The sequence below is a fragment of the Cupriavidus sp. FW305-27 genome (genome assembly GCF_058787995.1).
In genome coordinates this window covers 17,799-34,395 of sequence record NZ_JBYTAG010000074.1, presented here as the reverse complement: position 1 = coordinate 34,395, position 16,597 = coordinate 17,799, and the positions used below count along the sequence as shown (strand labels likewise).

Sequence of the window (16,597 nt, the reverse complement as noted above, 5' to 3'; positions counted from 1 at the left end):
CCACAGCACCCCGCCCAGCCCCGCCAGCGCCGCACCCGCGACGAACACGCCGATAAACAGGCGCCGCACGCGGTAGCCAAGCGCTTCGACCATCTCGCGGTTCTCCACGCCGGCGCGGATCAGCAGGCCGATGCGGGTGCGATTCAGCAGCAACAGCATGGCGATAAAGATCACCAGCCCCAGCGCCATCGCGATCAGCCGGTATTTCTCGATGGCGGCATCGCCGAGCAGCACCGCGCCGCGGAAAGTGGTGGGCACCTGCAGCGCGATGGTCTCGGGGCCCCAGATTGCCTTGATCAGCTGCTCGGCCACGATCATGCCGCCCATCGTGATCAGGATCTGCTTCAGGTGCTGGCCGTAGACCGGGCGCACCACCACGCGCTCGAAGAACAGCCCGACCGCGCCCGCGGCCACCATGGCCGCCGCGATTGCCAGCGCAAACACGGCCAGGTTCTGCGCCAGGCTGTCGGCCTCGACCCAGCCCGCCATCGGCAGCAGCACCGACGCCGCCACGTAGGCGCCCAGCGCGATAAAGGCGCCGTGGCCGAAGTTGAGCACGTCCATCAGGCCGAACACCAGCGTCAGGCCGGAGGAGACGACGAAGATGATCATGCCCATCGCCAGGCCGGCAATGGTCAGCGTGAGCCAGGTCGACGGGCTGCCGACCAGCGGATAGGCCAGCAGCATCAGCAGCGGCGCCAGCGCCAGCGGGGTCCAGTCGAGGCGCACCTTGGGCAGGTCCGACGGTGCGGCGGCCGGCAAAGTCGTTGAAGTGGTCATGTGTATTGTCCCGCCTTACTGGTGCGCAGCCAGCGACAGCCCCAGCAGCTTCTGCTGCAGAGACTCGTCTTCAGCCAGCGCCGCCATCGTTCCCGTGTGCACCGTCCGCCCATCGTCCATCACCGCCACCGTATCCCCCACCGACTTCGCCATATGGAAGTTCTGCTCCACCAGCAGGATCGACACCTCGGTCTGCTTGAGCTCGCGGAACACATGGATCATGTTCTGGATGATGGCCGGCGCCAGGCCCTTGGTGGGCTCGTCGACGATCAGCAGCTGGCGCGGCTCGATGATGGCGCGCGCCACCGACAGCATCTGCTTCTGCCCGCCCGACAGCACGCCGGCGCGCTGCTGCCAGAAGGTCTTAAGCGCCGGGAACATGCGGAACACCCAGTCCAGCCGGCGCTCGTCGATGGCGCCGGTGCGCGCTGCCAGGCGCATGTTCTCGGCCACGGTCAGGTCGGAGAACACGCTCATGTTCTCCGGCACGTAGGCAATGCCGGCCTGCGCGATCGCGGGCGTGCTGTGGCGCGTGATGTCGGTGCCGTCAAAGGTCACCGTGCCCGCGCTGGCCTGCCACAGGCCCATGATGGTGCGCAGCGTGGTGGTCTTGCCGGCACCGTTGCGCCCCAGCAGCATGGTCACGCCGCCACGCGGCACCTCGAAGCTCACGCCGTGCAGGATGTGGTACGGGCCGATATGGGTCTGCACGCCCTGCAGCCGCAGGATCGGCCCGGTTGCTTGTGCGTCAGCCATGGCTGCCCTCCTCTTCCGGCATGCCCAGGTAAGCCTGCTGCACCACCGGCGAGGCGATCACCTCGGCCGGGTCGCCGTCGGCTACCAGGGTGCCGTTGTGCAGCACGATGATGCGGTCGGCCAGCGAGCGCACCACGTCCATCTTGTGTTCGACCAGCAGCACGGTCTTGCTGCGGTCCTGGCGGATCTCGCGGATCAGGTCAAGGATCACCGGCACTTCATCAACGCTCATGCCCGCGGTGGGCTCGTCGAACATGAACACGCGCGGCTGCAGCGCCAGCAGGATGCCGACCTCCAGCTTGCGCTGGTCGCCGTGCGGCAGCGAGGCCACCGTCAGCTGGCGCTTGCCGGCCAGCGCCACGCGCTCCAGGATCGCCATGGCCTGCGCCTGCACGTCGCGGTGGCTGGTCCACATCGAGAACAGGTCGAGGCCGCGCTGCTGGCGCGCCTGCACCGCCAGGCGCACGTTCTCCAGCACCGACAGCTGCGGGAACAGGCTGGTCAGCTGGAAGGCGCGGCCGATGCCGCGGCGCGTCTTCTGCGACACCGGCAGGCGCGTCACGTCCTCGCCATCCAGCAGGATCTGCCCGGCCGTGGGCGGCAACTGGCCCGAGACCAGGTTGAAATACGTGGTCTTGCCGGCGCCGTTTGGGCCGACGATGCAGGTCAGCTCGCCGGGCCGGAACGCGCACGACACCGCATTGACGGCCACGTGGCCGCCAAAGCGGATGGTCAGGCCGCGCGTCTCCAGCAGCGGCTGCGCCCCGACGGCAGTCGCGCCGGCGTGCCCGGCGGCCGGCTGCGACGGCGCCGGCACGGACCGGGCGAAGGAGGCTGGCGCGTTCATCAGCGGTGGTTGCGCACGGGCACGGCCATCTCTTCGGGCTTGATCTCGCGCACGAGCTCAGGCACGCCCCAGGCGAAGGCCGGATCCACCTTGATCTTGAAGTGGTACATCGACTGCATGGCCTGGTGGTCTTCCTTGCGGAAGGTCATCTTGCCCTTGGGGGTGTCGAATGACATGCCTTCCATCGCCGTGATCAGCTTCTCGGTGCCGGTCTCGCCGCTGGTCTTCTTCAGCGCCTCGACCAGCGCGATGCCCGCGGTCATGCCGCCGGCCGTGAAGAAGTCGGGCGGCGCCTTGAACTTGCTGTAGTGGTTGGACACCAGCCACTCATTGGCCTTGTTCTTGGGGATGCCGAAGTAGTAGTACGTGGCCCCTTCCATGCCCGGGAAGTTCTTGTAGCTGGCCATCGCCGGCAGGATGTTGCCGCCGGTGGCAATCTCGATGCCGTAGCGCCTGGGATCCAGATCCGCGATCTTGAACGGGTTGCCGGCACCGGCCCAGATAATGAAGATCACCTTGCGGCCTGGCTTGTCCTTGAGCGAATCAAACAGCCGCTGCGCGCCTGCGGTGAAGTCCGTGGTACTGGTCGGCAGGTATTCCTCGTGCACGATCCTGGCGTTCTTCAGCGCGCCCTTGAAGGCCTTGACGCCGTCGCGGCCAAAAGCGTAGTCCTGCGCCAGCGTGGCGATCTGCACGCCCGGCTTGTCCAGCGCCACGGCGTTGGAGATTGCGTCCTGCGACGAATTGCGGCCGGTGCGGAAGATATAGCGGTTCCACTTGTCGCCGGTGATCGAGTCGGCCACCGCGGGTTCGACCAGCAGCACCTTCTTGTATTCCTCTGCCACCGGCAGCATCGCCAGCGCGGTGCCGGAAGAGGTGGGGCCGACCGCGATATCGGCGCGGTCGTCGCTGTAGGCGGCGGCCAGCTGGGCCTTGGCCACGTCCGGCTTGCCCTGGGTGTCTTTCTCGATCACCACCAGCTTGTTGCCGTTGACGGTCATGGTGCCGTTGGTGGCGTACTCCAGGCCCATCATCAGGCCGGTCTGGGTCTGCTTGGCGTAGGCTTCGAGCGCGCCGGTCTTGTCATAGACGTGCGCGATGCGGATGTCCTTGGCCAGCGCGGTGCCGGCGGCAAGCAGGCCGGCGGCCATGACCAGGGCACGTACGGCGAGTGGGTTGCGTTGCATTGCTGTCTCCTGTGTTCGGTCTCGTTTGTGTTTGTCTGGATGAAACCTGCTGCAACTGCCTGGGAAAGCTCTACAGACTATTCGCGCGCGCGCCCTGCCAGGAAGCGCCGCATGCCGTCGGCGGTCTCGGCACTGGCGATCTGTGCGACAAAGGCCGCGCGCTCCCGCTCAAGGCCGGCCGCCAGGGTGTCGGCGTCCCAGCGCAACAGCGCGCGCGTGCGGGCCACGCTGCCCGGCACCTTGCGCATGACGCCGCGCGCCAGCGTCGCGGCATCGGCCTCGGCCGAACCCGGTGCGGCCAGCGCGGTGGCCAGGCCAAGTGCCTCTGCCTCCGGCGCGGCGACGATCGTATTGTTCAGCTGCCACGCGCGCGCCCGCGGCGTGCCGACCAGCTGCGGCAGCATCGCGGTCCAGCCGCCGTCCGAGCTGAAGCCAACCACCGTGTAGTACGGCGCGATGCGCGCATCCCGCGCCAGCACCGCCATGTCGCACGCCAGCACCAAACCCAGCGAGCCGCCCGTCAGCCAGCCCTCCACGGCCGCCACCACCGGGCAGCGCAGCGCTGCCAGGCGCAGGATCGAACGGTTCAGCAGTGCCAGCAGCCGGTCGGCGTAGCTGGCTATCGCGTCGCCCTGCGCAGCGAATGCCGCGACATCGCCGCCGGTGGAGAAATTTTTCCCGGCATGCGTCAGCACCACGGCATGGATCGCCGGGTCGGCTTCAATCTCGTCCAGCGCGGCGAGCAGCGCTTCCAGCAACTCGGGCACTAGGCTGTTGTGCCGCTGCGGCCGGTTCAGGCGCAGCAGCGCCACGCCATCGACGGCGCGCTCCCACTGCACCAGGGGTTCTGCGTCAGCGTTCATCGCGGCTGCAGGCCGTGCGAGATCAGGTCGAAGGCGGTGTCGACCACCTTCTCCATCGAAGGCGGGCGCTTCCAGCGCGCATAGCGCATGCCCAGGAAGTTGCTGATGCCGATCAGGCACCAGGCGCGCACCTCGGCATCGCCGGGCACGATCTCGCCCTGCTCCTCGGCGCGCGTCAGGCGCCGGCTGTAGAGCTCGGCAAACACCTGGAAATAGCTGCTGTAGATGGTCTCGTCCACCGAGTACGAATCCAGCACGATCCGGTACAGGTTCTTGTGGCGCGAAACGAAAGAGAGAAATGCCTTCAGGCCCAGGCGCTCGGCTTCCATCTGGGTGGCCGCGGCGGCAACGTGCTTGCGCAGGTGGGCGCGCACCAGTTCCAGCATGTGCGCGACCAGCGCGCGGAAGATGTCCTCCTTGTCCTTGAAATACAGGTAGAAAGTGCCCATCGCAACCTTGGCTTCCTGCGTGATCTCGGAGATCGACGCGGCGTAATAGCCTTTCTCACCGAACACCTTCTCGGCCGCGCGCAGCAGCGCCTCGCGCGTCTTCTGCCCGCGCGCGGTCTTGGGCGGGCAGATGCCGCCGGCATGGCCGGGTTCGCGGGTTGCGCCGGTTTCGGGCGGTGCGCCCGTGTCGGTCTGGGACATCTTGTCTCCGGTGGCGCTGCGCGCCTTGTCATTGGAATGCCAGCCGCTTCATGTCATGCCGGCGCAGGCAGGTGCCTCCTCCGCGCCTGCCTGCGCCGGGAATCGCCACTCAGGCAAAACCTGATAGCTGATTCATGTTTCATCGTATAAATTGCCCACCGTGGATGTCAATAGAGAGGCACCCTCACCCGGTGGCATCCAGGCCGCTGCCCTTTACCCTCCTGCCAGGAGAGAACCGTCGTTGGACGCTCCCGATTCGGCACCTGCCGGCCCCGCTTCGCCGCCGTTCGCCAGCCACCCGGCACGCGGCGCCTTGCCAGGCTGGCGCGAAACCGGCCAGGGACGGCCGCTGCTGTTGCTGCACGGCTGGTCCGTCACCGGCGAGGCCTTCGACGGCCAGCGGGCGCTCGCACTGGCGGGATTCCGCGTGATCGCGCCCGACCATGCCGGCCACGGCCTGTCGCGCGAGCGCGACGGCACCACGATCACGGCGCTGGCACGCGACGTCGCCGGACTGGTTGCACACCTCGGGCTGACAGACGTGGTGGTGGCTGGCTGGTCGATGGGGGCGATGGTGGCATGGGCGCTGCTGCGCGACCATCCGGGTCTTCCGCTGGCAGCGGTCGGCAGCATCGACATGACACCGAGGCTGGTGACCGATGCGGCCTGGCCGCATGGCCTGCACGGCCACTATGAGATTGCGCACGCCGCGCAGATGGCGGCCCGTATCCGGGCCGACTGGCCCCGGCTGGCGCCGTCAGTCGCGCTGGGAATGTGGTCGGCGGGAAGGCGCCCGGAAGGCGCCGCAATGCAGCGCATCGCGCACATGGCGGGCCAGTGCGATGCGTGGGCGCTTGCCGCTTTATGGGAAGACATGGCGCGCCAGGATTTCCGGGAGACATTGCGCGGTGCCGGGCTGCCGCTGTTCCACTTGTACGGGGAAGCCAGCCGGCTCTATGCGCCCGCGGTGGGCACCGCTACGCTCGCACTGCGGCCCGGAGCGGGATTCAGCGTGGTGGCCGGCGCCGGCCACAGCCCGCACATGGAGCAGCCGCAGGCATTCAATGCCGCGCTGCTGGGCCTGATCGCCCGGGCCGCGTCAGGCCAGCAGGCGGTAAGTCCAGAGGCCGAACGCGGTCAGCAGCAGTGAGCCGCCCAGGTGCAGCAGCAGGTGCAGCCCCGCCCAGCCATAGTCGCCGGCAATCAGGTTCGCCACCACCTCGCTGGAGAAGGTCGAGAACGTGGTCAGCCCGCCAAGGAAGCCGGTGATGGCCAGCAGGCGCCATTCCGGCGGCAGGCCCGCGTGCGTATCGAAGAACCCGACCGCCAGGCCGACCAGGTAGCCGCCCAGCAGGTTGGCCGCCAGCGTGCCATAGGGCAGCGCGGGATTGATCGCGTTCCACAGCACCGCAAAGCCCCAGCGCAGCCACGCACCCGCCGCGGCGCCTACGCCCACGGCGACAAAGCCGAGCGGCCCCATCAGGGCTGGCTCCCGCCCTGCTTCTCCGGTGGTGCGCCAGCATCGTCGCCGCTGGCATTGAACGATGCGATCCCCCAGCGCTGGAGGGCGGCTTCGTCGGTCACGCGGGCGTCGACCCAGCGCGCCCCTTCCGGGGTGTCTTCCTTCTTCCAGAACGGCGCTTCGGACTTGAGGTAGTCCATGATGAACTCGCACGCGGCAAAGGCATTGCCGCGATGCGCCGACGCCACCGCGACCATCACGATCTGGTCCAGCGGCTGCATCGGCCCGACGCGGTGGATGATGGTCACGCCCAGCAGCGCCCAGCGCGCGCACGCAGCCGCTTCGATCTGCGCCAGCGCCTTCTCGGTCATGCCCGGATAGTGCTCAAGCTCCATCGCGCTGACCGCGCTGCCGTCGCTGACATCGCGCACCGTGCCGATAAAGCTGGCCACCGCGCCGACCGCCGGATTGCCGGCACGCAGCGCAGCGACTTCCGCGCCGAGATCGAAATCCTCACGCTGCACCCTGACGCTCATCTCAGCCTCCGGTCACTGGTGGGAAAAAGGCGACTTCACAGCCGTCGGCAATCGCCGTATCGGGGCGCGCCACCGCATGGTCGACGGCCATGCGCAGCGCGCGGCCTTCAGCCAGGGTCTCGGCCCAGGCGCCGCCGCGCTGGCGCAGCCACTGGCGCAGTTCGCCCACGGTGCGCACGTCGGCCGGCACCTCGGCGCGCTCTTCAGCCACGCCCAGCTGCTCGCGCACGCTGGCAAAGAATCGGAGTTCGATGGTCATCACAGCTTCTGTGTCCTGGTAACGCTGGCCGGCTATGCGAGCAGGCCGTCAAACGGAATGAACTGCACGGTATCGCCGCGCGCGATCGGCTGGTTGGGCGGATTGTCGATCAGGCCGTCGCCCCAGACGGTGGAGGTCAGCACGCCCGAGCTCTGGTTGGGGAACAGGTCCAGGCCGCCCTCGGCATTGATGCGCGCGCGCAGGAACTCATTGCGGCGGTCGCCCTTGTTCAGTTCGAAGTCCGCGCGCAGCGGCAGGCGCCGCGGCGTCACGCCGGCCACGCCCTGCAGGCGCAGGATGAACGGGCGCACGAACAGCAGGAAGGTCACGAAGCTGGACACCGGGTTGCCCGGCAAACCCAGGAAGAACGCCGGCCCGGCATCGTTGTTGACCTGCCCGAACGCCAGCGGCTTGCCCGGCTTGATCGCGATCTGCCACATGTCGAGCCGCCCCTCGGCCTCGACCGCGGGCTTGATATGGTCTTCCTCGCCGACCGAAACGCCGCCCGAGGTGATGATCAGGTCGTGTCCCTGCGCCGCGCGGCGCAGCGTCTCGCGCGTGGCGGCCAGCGTGTCGGGAACGATGCCGAAGTCGCTGACCTCGCAGCCCAGGTTTTCCAGCAGGCCGCGCAGCGTGAAGCGGTTGGAGTTGTAGATGGCGCCCGGCTTGAGCGGCTCGCCCGGCATCGCCAGTTCATCGCCGGTGAAGAACACGGCGACGCGCACGCGCCGCACCACGTCCAGCTTCGCCTGGCCGACCGATGCGGCCAGCCCCAGCGCCTGCGGCGTCAGCCGCGTGCCGGCCGGCAGGATCACGCTGCCGGCCTCGATATCCTCGCCCGCGCGCCGCACCCATTCACCGGATTGCGGCACGTGGTTGACGATCACGTCCTCGCCCTCGGCGGTGCATTGCTCCTGCATCACCACGGCGTCGGCGCCCGGCGGGATCAGCCCGCCGGTGAAGATGCGCGCGGCGGTGCCGGGTTCCAGCGCGGTGCCGACATGGCCGGCGGGAATCCGTTGCGACACGCGCAGCCGCGTGCCGGCAGCGGGCACATCGCCCGCGCGCATGGCGTAGCCGTCCATCGAGGTATTGTCTGCCGGCGGCACGCGCAGCGTGCTGGTCACGGGCGCGGCCAGCACGCGGCCGTTGGCGTGGAGCGTGTCGATGGATTCAAGCTGCGCCAGCGGACGGGCGGCGCCGAGCAGCGCGTCGAGCGCCTGGGCCATGGTCAGCATCGGGGGGCGGGAAGGTGCTGCGGCTTGGGTCATGGTGCGATGTGGGAAATTGTTGGCCCACGAAAAACGGCCCGCGCATTGCCGGCACCACTTGGTTGGGGCAGGCAATCCGGGGGCCGAAGATCGGGCCCGCAGCCTGATTGTAGCGAGTTGGCGCGGGCCCGGCATGCGGCAGCGCCGCAGCGGGCTGCACGCGCCCGCGCGCTTACAGGCCGGTGTGGCCGGCGATATAGGCCTTGACCTGTGCGGCGTCGGCCGGCATCACTTCAAAGCGCTGCGGCAGGCTCTCGATGCCCTCGAACTTTGCGGGGCGCTCCGGCTCGTGGCCGAGCGCTTCGCGGATAGTGTCGGCAAACTTGGCCGGCAGCGCGGTTTCCAGCACCACCATCGGCACGCCGGCGCTGAGATGCTCGCGCGCCACCTTGACGCCATCGGCGGTGTGGGTATCGATGGTGATGCCGTAGCGCGAAGACAGGTCGCGGATGGTCGCTACGCGGTCGTCGTGCGTGCTGCGGCCCGAGACAAAGCCGAACTCGCGGATGCGGTCGAATTCCGGCGTGCCCGACAGGTCGAAGCCGCCCTTCTCTTCCACGTCGCGGAACAGCGCCACCAGCTTGCCGGCGTCCTGGCCGAGCAGGTCGAACACGAAGCGCTCGAAGTTCGAGGCCTTGGAAATATCCATGCTCGGGCTCGAGGTGTGGTACGTCTCGGCCGACTTGCGCACGCGGTAGGCACCGGTGCGGAAGAACTCGTCGAGCACGTCGTTCTCGTTGGTGGCCACTACCAGCTTGTCGATCGGCAGGCCCATCATGCGCGCGATATGGCCGGCGCAGACGTTGCCGAAGTTGCCCGACGGCACGCAGAACGACACCTTCTGGCCGGGGCCGCTGGTGGCCAGCAGCCAGCCCTTGAAGTAGTACACCACCTGGGCCACCACGCGTGCCCAGTTGATCGAGTTGACCGTGCCGATCTTCTGGCGCGCCTTGTAGTCGAGGTCGTTGGAGACCGCCTTGACGATGTCCTGGCAATCGTCGAACACGCCTTCGACGGCAAGGTTGAAGATGTTGGCGTCCTGCAGGCTGAACATCTGCGCGGTCTGGAACGCGCTCATCTTGCGGTGCGGGCTCAGCATGAACACGCGGATGCCGCGCTTGCCGCGCATGGCGTATTCTGCCGCGCTGCCGGTATCGCCGGAAGTCGCGCCCAGGATGTTCAGCTCCTGCCCGGCGCGGCCCAGCGCGTACTCGAACAGGTTGCCGAGCAGCTGCATCGCCATGTCCTTGAAGGCCAGCGTCGGGCCGTTGGACAGGCCCAGCAGTTGCAGCCTGGTGCCACCTTCCTCGCCGAGCGTGCGCAGCGGCGTGATGTCGGCGGTGTTGTCGCCCTCGCGCGCGTTGCAGTACACCTCGGGCGTATAGGTCTTGCGCGTCAGCGCGCGCAGGTCCTCGGCAGGAATATCGTCGCAGAACTTGCGCAGGATCTCGTAGGCCAGGTCGGCATACGACAGCTTGCGCCAGGCCTCCAGTTCGTCGGCGGTGACTTGCGGGTACTGCGTAGGCAGGTACAGCCCGCCGTCCGGCGCCAGGCCGCCCAGCAGGATCTCGGAAAACGATTGCGGCATCTCATGGCCGCGGGTCGACTGGTATTTCATGTGAATCAGCAGGTCCGGCCCTTAGTTCAGTTCTTCCATGCGCAGGCGCGTCACGGCGGACAGCACGGTGGGCAGCGCCTCGATCTTGGCGATCGCCGCGTTGACGTGCTTCTCGCGCGTGATGTGCGTGAGGATGATGATGTCGGTCTGCGGCTCGCCCTCGCGCGATTCCTTCTGCAGCATGGCGTCGATCGAGATGCCGCCCTCGGCCAGGATGCGGGTGATCTCGGCCAGCACGCCGGTCTCGTCGGCCACGCGCATGCGCAGGTAGTACGAGCTGTTGATCTCTTCGATCGGCAGCACCGGCACGCTCGACAGCTCGTCCGGCTGGAACGCCAGGTGCGGCACGCGGTGGTTGGGATCGGCGGTGTGCAGGCGGGTCACGTCGACCAGGTCAGCGATCACGGCCGAGGCGGTCGGCTCGGCGCCGGCACCCTTGCCGTAGTAGAGCGTCGCGCCCACGGCGTCGCCCTGCACCAGCACCGCGTTCATCGCGCCTTCGACGTTGGCGATCAGGCGCGAGGCCGGCACCAGCGTCGGATGCACGCGCAGCTCGACACCGTCGTCGCGGCGGCGGGTGATGCCCAGCAGCTTGATGCGGTAGCCCAGTTCCTCGGCGTACTTGATGTCGATGGCTGACAGCTTGGTGATGCCTTCCACGTGGGCCTTGTCGAACTGCACCGGCATGCCGAAGGCGATCGCGCTCATCAGCGTGACCTTGTGCGCGGCATCGACGCCTTCGATGTCGAAGGTCGGGTCGGCTTCGGCGTAGCCGAGCTGCTGGGCTTCCTTCAGCACCACGTCGAAATCGAGGCCCTTGTCGCGCATCTCGGACAGGATGAAGTTGGTGGTGCCGTTGATGATGCCGGCGATCCACTGGATGCGGTTGGCGGTCAGGCCCTCGCGCAGCGCCTTGATGATGGGGATGCCGCCGGCCACCGCGGCTTCGAAGGCGACGATCACGCCCTTCTTGCGCGCGGCTTCGAAGATCTCGTTGCCGTGCACGGCCAGCAGCGCCTTGTTGGCGGTGACCACGTGCTTGCCGTTCTCGATCGCCTTGAGCACCAGCTCACGCGCGATGCCGTAGCCGCCGATCAGTTCGATGACGATATCGATGTCCGGGCGGCTGACCACCTCGTTGGCGTCGCTGACGATCTCCACTTCCCCGTTGGTCAGTTCGCGCGCGCGTTCGGTGTTGAGATCGGCCACCACGGCAATCTCGATGCCGCGGCCGGCGCGGCGACGAATTTCTTCCTGATTGCGCTTGAGCACGTTGAACGTGCCGCTACCGACGGTACCGATGCCGAGCAGGCCAACTTTGATGGGGTTCATGGACAATCTTCTGAGTTGCTAAGGATGAATTGCGGCGCGGCCCGCGAAATCAGGCCGCTGCCTTGCCGTGGCGTTTTCGGTACGCCTCGAGGAAGCGCGCGATGCGGCCGATGGCCTCGCGCAGGTCTTCCTCGTGCGGCAGGAACACGATGCGGAAATGATCGGGCTTGGCCCAGTTGAAGCCCGAGCCCTGCACCAGCAGCACCTTGGACTCCTGCAGCAGTTCGTAGATGAACTCCTGGTCGTCCTGCACCGGGTACATCGACAGGTCGAGCTTGGGGAACAGGTACAGTGCCGCCTTGGGCTTGACGCAGGTAACACCCGGGATCGCGGTGATCAGCTCGTAGGCCAGGTCGCGCTGGCGGCGCAGGCGTCCGCCTTCATTGACCAGGTCGTTGATGCTCTGGTAGCCGCCCAGCGCGGTCTGGATCGCCCACTGGCCCGGAACGTTGGCGCACAGGCGCATCGACGACAGCATGCTCAGGCCTTCGATATAGTCGATGGCCGGGCGCTTGTCGCCCGACACCACCATCCAGCCGGCGCGGTAGCCGCATGAGCGGTAGTTCTTCGACAGGCCGTTGAAGGTCACGGTCAGCACATCGGTCGAGAGCGAGGCGATCGAGGTGTGGGTGTGGCCGTCGTACAGGACCTTGTCGTAGATCTCGTCGGCATAGATGATCAGGCCGTGCTCGCGCGCGATGGCGACGATCTCGAGCAGCAGCTCGTCCGAATACAGCGCCCCGGTGGGGTTGTTCGGGTTGATGATGACGATGGCCTTGGTATGCGGCGTGATACGGGCGCGGATATCGGCCGGATCGGGCATCCAGTCGTTGGACTCGTCGCAGATATAGTGCACCGGCGTGCCGCCCGAGAGGCTCACCGCGGCGGTCCACAGCGGGTAGTCCGGCGCCGGCACCAGCACTTCGTCGCCGGCATTGAGCAGCGCGTTGACGGCCATCACGATCAGTTCGGAGGCACCGTTGCCCACATAAATATCGTCCAGGCCAACGCCTTCGATATTTTTTTGCTGGGTATAGTGCATGATCGCCTTGCGTGCGGCGAAAATGCCCTTGGAATCAGAATAACCTGCCGAATTCGGCAGGTTTCGCATCATGTCCTGCTGAATCTCTTCCGGCGCGTCAAAGCCGAACACGGCCAGGTTGCCGATATTCAGCTTGATGATCTTGTGCCCTTCTTCCTCCATCTGCTTGGCCTTTTCCAGCACCGGTCCGCGGATGTCGTAGCAAACGTTATTGAGTTTGTTGGATTTCTGGATGGGTTTCACGGCGATGTCGGGCAAGCGTAGCGTGCCGCGTCGGCGGCACCGGACAGGGAATCTGGGCGAATCTGAATTAATGCCGAAGCCCCGTGCGGAAACCCCGCGCCGGGGCGACGTCCGCTGCAATGCAACGCGAACGTGGCAGACAGGGAGGCAAAAGCTATAATTTATCGGATTATGACAGACTTCGGCAGGGATTCTTGCATTGCAGCGTGCGCTTGCCGCGCACACGCCAGGCGCCTGCGCACTGTCGTCCATCCTGTCGCCCACACCGTACCCGCCCGGGGTGCCGGCCATCCGCCCCACGGGCCGGCCCGCCAGCCCGTGGCGGCCGCCGCAGAGGCCTCCAAGTGAAACTCCACGCCGACCAGCCCCAATCGCTCAATACCGTCACGGCCTACGGGCCGGGCTACATCGAGATCAACCTCGTCCGTCACACCAACTCGGTCCTGGTCATGCCCGAGGGCGAGGTCCGGCCCTGGCCGGTCAGCCGCTTCGAAGACCTGGAGCCTGCGCATTTCGAGCAGCTGGTGGAACTCGGCCCCGAAGTGGTGCTGCTCGGCACCGGCTCGCGGCTGCGCTTCCCGCACCCGCGCCTGACCGCGTCGCTGTCGCGCCGCCATGTCGGGGTGGACGCCATGGACCTGCAGGCCGCCTGCCGCACCTACAACATCCTGATGGCGGAAGGCCGCAAGGTGGCGGCGGTGCTGCTGCTCGCCGCTTGCAGCCGTGAACGCGCCGACACCTGGCAAGGCTATGTCGAAGGCGAATTCGTCAGCGTGGCCTCGCCGTTCGCCGGGCGCCTCGACACGCTGTCGGTGCAGCGCGGCCAGCAGGTCGGCCAGGGCACCGCGCTGTTTGCACTCGAATCCGACGACGAGCGCGCCGCGCGCCAGCAGGCCGAAGACCAGCTGCGCGCAGCCGAGGCACAGCTGCAAGACATGAAGACCGGCAAGCGCCCGGTCGAAGTCGAGGTCAGCCGCGCCCAGCTGGCGCAGGCACAGGCCCAGGCGCAGCGCAGTGCCGCGGCCTTGCGGCGCGACCAGCGCCAGTATGAGATCGGCGGCATCGCGCAGGCGCAGCTGGACGAATCGCGCGCACAGGCCAGCAGCGACGCCGCCCGCGTGCGCGAACTGCAGCGCGATATCGACGTGGCCCGGCTGCCGGGCCGGGATGCGCAGCAAGCCGCGCAGGCCGCGCAGGTGGCGGCCGCGCGCGCGGCGCTGGCGCAGGCCGAGTGGAAGCTGTCGCGCAAGACCGTGGCCACGACCCAGGCGGGGCTGGTCTACGACACGCCCTACCGCCTCGGCGAGTGGGTGCCGGCGGGCAGCCCCGTGGTGCGCATGCTGCCACCGGGCAACGTCAAGGTGCGCTTCTATGTGCCGGAGACGGTGGTGGGCGCGCTGCGCAACGGCCAGGCGGTGCAGGTGCGCTGCGACGGCTGCGCCGCGCCGGTGGCGGCCACCATCAGCTACGTAGCCAACGAGGCCGAATACACGCCGCCGGTGATCTACAGCAACGAGACGCGGCGCAAGCTGGTGTTCCTGGTCGAAGCGCGCCCGGCGGCGGCCGATGCGCCCAAGCTGCGGCCGGGCCAGCCCGTCGAGGTGGTGCGGCAATGAACACCAGAGCGAACGGCGGCGCGGCCGCACTCGCCATCGACGTGCGCGGCCTGAACAAGCACTTCGGCGACAAGCACGTGGTCAACGACCTCAGCATGCAGGTCGCGCGCGGCGAGATCTTCGGCTTCCTCGGCCCCAACGGCAGCGGCAAGACCACCTCGATCCGCATGATGTGCGGGCTGCTGACGCCCGATTCCGGCGAGGGCACCTGCCTGGGCTACGACATCCGCAGCGAGTCCGACGAGATCAAGCGCCGCGTCGGCTACATGACGCAGAAGTTCTCTTACTGGGACGACCTGTCGATCCGCGAGAACCTGGACTTCGTCGCGCGCGTCTACGGCATGCCGAACCGGCGCGAGGCGGTCGACCGCGCGCTGGAAGACCTGGGCCTGGCCACGCGCTCGGCGCAGCTGGCCGGCGCGCTGTCTGGCGGCTGGAAGCAGCGGCTGGCGCTGGCGGCGTGCCTGCTGCACGAGCCCGAACTGCTGCTGCTCGACGAACCCACCGCGGGCGTGGACCCCAAGGCCCGGCGCGACTTCTGGGAGCAGCTGCACCAGCTGGCCGCGCGCGGCATCTCGGTGCTGGTCAGCACGCACTACATGGACGAGGCCGAGCGCTGTCACAAGCTGGCCTATATCGCCTACGGCAAGCTGCTGGCGCAGGGCACCGCCGATGAAGTGGTGGCCAGCCAGAAGCTGTCGACCTGGAGCGTGGAAGGCGACGACCTCGCCGCGCTGTCCGAGCAGCTGCAGGGTGCGCCGGGCGTGGAGCAGACCGTGGCCTTCGGCACCGCGCTGCATGTGACCGGGCGCGATGCGCAGGCGCTGGCCGATACGCTTGCGCGGCTGGCCGGACCGGGCCGGCGCGTCGAGCAAACCCAGACCAGCCTGGAAGACGTGTTCATCCACATGATGAGCGGGGCCGAAGACAATATGGCAGCCCGCAAGGCCAGGGAGGCGTCATGACAGCCGCCGCCCGCAACCCGGCCGCGCAACAGCGCTTCTCGTTGCAACGCTGGTGGAGCATCGTGCTCAAGGAATTCCTGCAGCTGCGGCGCGACCGCGTCACCTTCGGCATGATCATCGGGCTGCCGATCATGCAGCTGCTGCTGTTCGGCTTTGCCATCAACACCGATCCGCGCCACCTGCCGACCGCGGTGATTGCCGCCGACCAGAGCGAATTCACGCGTTCCTTCATCGCCAGCATGGAGCAATCGACGTATTTCAAGCTGGTCGGCACGCTGCCGGACGAACAGGCCGGGCGCGAGGCGCTGATGAAGGGCGAGGTGCAGTTCGTGCTGACCATCCCGCCCGACTTCACGCGCCGTCTGCTGCGCGGCGAACGGCCCGCGCTGCTGGTCGAGGCCGATGCCACCGATCCCTCCGCCACCGGCCAGGCCATCGCCGCGCTACCGCAGCTGCCCTACCGCGTGGCCACGCATGACCTGAAGGGATCGCTGGCGCCGCTGGCCGGCGGCAAGCCGCCCTTCGACGTGCAGGTGCAGCGGCTCTACAACCCGGAAGGCATCACGCAATACAACATCATTCCCGGCCTGATGGGCGTGATCCTGACGATGACCATGGTGATGATGACCGGCCTGGCCATGACGCGCGAACGCGAGCGCGGCACCATGGAGAACCTGCTGGCCACGCCGGTGCGGCCGCTCGAGGTGATGACCGGCAAGATCGTGCCCTATATCTTCATCGGCCTGATCCAGGCGACCATCGTGCTGCTGGCCGCGCGCTGGATCTTCAGCGTGCCGTTCGTCGGCTCGGTGCTGGCGGTGTACCTGGCGGCGCTGCTGTTTATCGCGGCCAACCTGACGGTGGGCATCACGCTGTCGTCGCTGGCGCAGAACCAGCTGCAGGCGATGCAGCTGACGTTCTTCTACTTCCTGCCCAACATCCTGCTGTCCGGCTTCATGTTCCCGTTCGCCGGCATGCCGGGCTGGGCGCAGGCCATCGGCAACATCCTGCCGATGACGTATTTCCACCGCATGGTGCGCGGCATCCTGCTCAAGGGCAACGGCTGGGTCGAGCTATGGCCCAATGTGTGGCCGATGGCGCTGTTCATCGTGGTGGTGATGGCAATTGCGGTGCGCTTCTACCGCCGCACGCTGGACTGAAGGGGTTGGC

Annotated in this window: 17 protein-coding genes; 4 read left to right on the top strand and 13 right to left on the bottom strand. The window is 67.6% G+C overall.

From position 1 onward, the window contains the following. The 6 genes from AC3WRI_RS27880 to AC3WRI_RS27855 all read right to left on the bottom strand — a co-directional run. The coding region (locus tag AC3WRI_RS27880; RefSeq protein ID WP_492294504.1) for a branched-chain amino acid ABC transporter permease at positions 1 to 780 on the bottom strand (780 nt) is incomplete at its 3' end. A gap of 15 nt (positions 781 to 795) precedes the next feature. Next, positions 796 to 1,536: an ABC transporter ATP-binding protein gene (locus AC3WRI_RS27875; protein ID WP_011615577.1), complete on the bottom strand. Its 741-nt coding sequence runs from the start codon at positions 1,534 to 1,536 to the stop codon at positions 796 to 798. After that, the gene (locus AC3WRI_RS27870) at positions 1,529 to 2,290 is read right to left on the bottom strand and encodes an ABC transporter ATP-binding protein (protein WP_037024138.1); all 762 of its coding nucleotides are present in this window, start codon (positions 2,288 to 2,290) and stop codon (positions 1,529 to 1,531) included. The genes AC3WRI_RS27875 and AC3WRI_RS27870 overlap by 8 nt, the downstream gene beginning before the upstream one ends. 92 nt (positions 2,291 to 2,382) lie before the next feature. Further along, positions 2,383 to 3,570, bottom strand: a complete 1,188-nt coding sequence (locus AC3WRI_RS27865) for a substrate-binding domain-containing protein (RefSeq protein WP_010810484.1) — start codon at positions 3,568 to 3,570, stop codon at positions 2,383 to 2,385. Between the two features lie 77 nt (positions 3,571 to 3,647). Beyond that, positions 3,648 to 4,433: an enoyl-CoA hydratase/isomerase family protein gene (locus tag AC3WRI_RS27860; protein ID WP_492294502.1), complete on the bottom strand. Its 786-nt coding sequence runs from the start codon at positions 4,431 to 4,433 to the stop codon at positions 3,648 to 3,650. Further along, positions 4,430 to 5,083, bottom strand: coding sequence for a TetR/AcrR family transcriptional regulator (locus AC3WRI_RS27855; protein ID WP_010810482.1), 654 nt, complete (start codon positions 5,081 to 5,083; stop codon positions 4,430 to 4,432). The genes AC3WRI_RS27860 and AC3WRI_RS27855 overlap by 4 nt, the downstream gene beginning before the upstream one ends. 241 nt (positions 5,084 to 5,324) lie before the next feature. On the opposite strand from AC3WRI_RS27855, the gene AC3WRI_RS27850 reads away from it, so the two are divergent. Continuing rightward, positions 5,325 to 6,233 carry an alpha/beta fold hydrolase gene (locus tag AC3WRI_RS27850; RefSeq protein ID WP_010810481.1) on the top strand — a complete coding sequence of 303 codons (909 nt, stop codon included), beginning with the start codon at positions 5,325 to 5,327 and terminating at the stop codon, positions 6,231 to 6,233. Here the strand turns inward: AC3WRI_RS27850 and crcB are convergent. The 7 genes from crcB to AC3WRI_RS27815 form a co-directional block, all read right to left on the bottom strand. Beyond that, positions 6,183 to 6,563 (bottom strand): fluoride efflux transporter CrcB, encoded by a 381-nt coding sequence (crcB, locus tag AC3WRI_RS27845; RefSeq protein ID WP_010810480.1) that lies wholly within the window; start codon positions 6,561 to 6,563, stop codon positions 6,183 to 6,185. The genes AC3WRI_RS27850 and crcB overlap by 51 nt on opposite strands. After that, positions 6,563 to 7,081 carry a molybdenum cofactor biosynthesis protein MoaE gene (locus AC3WRI_RS27840; RefSeq protein WP_011615581.1) on the bottom strand — a complete coding sequence of 173 codons (519 nt, stop codon included), beginning with the start codon at positions 7,079 to 7,081 and terminating at the stop codon, positions 6,563 to 6,565. The genes crcB and AC3WRI_RS27840 overlap by 1 nt, the downstream gene beginning before the upstream one ends. A 1-nt stretch (position 7,082) precedes the next feature. Continuing rightward, a complete protein-coding gene (moaD, locus tag AC3WRI_RS27835) occupies positions 7,083 to 7,340 on the bottom strand; it encodes a molybdopterin converting factor subunit 1 (RefSeq protein WP_010810478.1) in 258 nt (85 codons plus the stop codon). 32 nt (positions 7,341 to 7,372) lie between these two features. Continuing rightward, positions 7,373 to 8,611: a molybdopterin molybdotransferase MoeA gene (locus AC3WRI_RS27830; protein ID WP_037024094.1), complete on the bottom strand. Its 1,239-nt coding sequence runs from the start codon at positions 8,609 to 8,611 to the stop codon at positions 7,373 to 7,375. Positions 8,612 to 8,783: 172 nt separating this feature from the next. Next, complete coding sequence (gene thrC / locus AC3WRI_RS27825) at positions 8,784 to 10,229, bottom strand: threonine synthase (RefSeq protein ID WP_439668024.1); 1,446 nt, start codon at positions 10,227 to 10,229, stop codon at positions 8,784 to 8,786. A 21-nt stretch (positions 10,230 to 10,250) separates the two neighbouring features. Further along, positions 10,251 to 11,561 (bottom strand): homoserine dehydrogenase, encoded by a 1,311-nt coding sequence (locus tag AC3WRI_RS27820; protein WP_011615584.1) that lies wholly within the window; start codon positions 11,559 to 11,561, stop codon positions 10,251 to 10,253. Between the two features lie 49 nt (positions 11,562 to 11,610). Beyond that, complete coding sequence (locus AC3WRI_RS27815; protein ID WP_492294500.1) at positions 11,611 to 12,846, bottom strand: pyridoxal phosphate-dependent aminotransferase; 1,236 nt, start codon at positions 12,844 to 12,846, stop codon at positions 11,611 to 11,613. A 119-nt stretch (positions 12,847 to 12,965) separates the two neighbouring features. Between AC3WRI_RS27815 and AC3WRI_RS27810 the strand changes: the two genes are divergently transcribed. The 3 genes from AC3WRI_RS27810 to AC3WRI_RS27800 are packed head-to-tail and all read left to right on the top strand — an operon-like array spanning position 12,966 to position 16,587. Then, positions 12,966 to 14,462, top strand: a complete 1,497-nt coding sequence (locus AC3WRI_RS27810; RefSeq protein WP_492294499.1) for an MTH938/NDUFAF3 family protein — start codon at positions 12,966 to 12,968, stop codon at positions 14,460 to 14,462. Beyond that, positions 14,459 to 15,427: an ABC transporter ATP-binding protein gene (locus tag AC3WRI_RS27805; protein ID WP_011614509.1), complete on the top strand. Its 969-nt coding sequence runs from the start codon at positions 14,459 to 14,461 to the stop codon at positions 15,425 to 15,427. The genes AC3WRI_RS27810 and AC3WRI_RS27805 overlap by 4 nt, the downstream gene beginning before the upstream one ends. Further along, the gene (locus AC3WRI_RS27800) at positions 15,424 to 16,587 is read left to right on the top strand and encodes an ABC transporter permease (protein ID WP_010814421.1); all 1,164 of its coding nucleotides are present in this window, start codon (positions 15,424 to 15,426) and stop codon (positions 16,585 to 16,587) included. The genes AC3WRI_RS27805 and AC3WRI_RS27800 overlap by 4 nt, the downstream gene beginning before the upstream one ends. Positions 16,588 to 16,597 lie beyond the last annotated feature (10 nt).

Bases quoted from the DNA above. Each gene is read 5' to 3' on its own strand.
- AC3WRI_RS27865 (WP_010810484.1), bottom strand. From the start codon at position 3,570: ATGCAACGCAACCCACTCGCCGTACGTGCCCTGGTCATGGCCGCCGGC.
- AC3WRI_RS27810 (WP_492294499.1), top strand. From the start codon at position 12,966: ATGCAACGCGAACGTGGCAGACAGGGAGGCAAAAGCTATAATTTATCG.
- AC3WRI_RS27820 (WP_011615584.1), bottom strand. From the start codon at position 11,561: ATGAACCCCATCAAAGTTGGCCTGCTCGGCATCGGTACCGTCGGTAGC.
- moaD (WP_010810478.1), bottom strand. From the start codon at position 7,340: ATGACCATCGAACTCCGATTCTTTGCCAGCGTGCGCGAGCAGCTGGGC.
- crcB (WP_010810480.1), bottom strand. From the start codon at position 6,563: ATGGGGCCGCTCGGCTTTGTCGCCGTGGGCGTAGGCGCCGCGGCGGGT.
- AC3WRI_RS27875 (WP_011615577.1), bottom strand. From the start codon at position 1,536: ATGGCTGACGCACAAGCAACCGGGCCGATCCTGCGGCTGCAGGGCGTG.
- AC3WRI_RS27840 (WP_011615581.1), bottom strand. From the start codon at position 7,081: ATGAGCGTCAGGGTGCAGCGTGAGGATTTCGATCTCGGCGCGGAAGTC.
- AC3WRI_RS27805 (WP_011614509.1), top strand. From the start codon at position 14,459: ATGAACACCAGAGCGAACGGCGGCGCGGCCGCACTCGCCATCGACGTG.
- AC3WRI_RS27830 (WP_037024094.1), bottom strand. From the start codon at position 8,611: ATGACCCAAGCCGCAGCACCTTCCCGCCCCCCGATGCTGACCATGGCC.
- thrC (WP_439668024.1), bottom strand. From the start codon at position 10,229: ATGAAATACCAGTCGACCCGCGGCCATGAGATGCCGCAATCGTTTTCC.
- AC3WRI_RS27800 (WP_010814421.1), top strand. From the start codon at position 15,424: ATGACAGCCGCCGCCCGCAACCCGGCCGCGCAACAGCGCTTCTCGTTG.
- AC3WRI_RS27855 (WP_010810482.1), bottom strand. From the start codon at position 5,083: ATGTCCCAGACCGACACGGGCGCACCGCCCGAAACCGGCGCAACCCGC.
- AC3WRI_RS27860 (WP_492294502.1), bottom strand. From the start codon at position 4,433: ATGAACGCTGACGCAGAACCCCTGGTGCAGTGGGAGCGCGCCGTCGAT.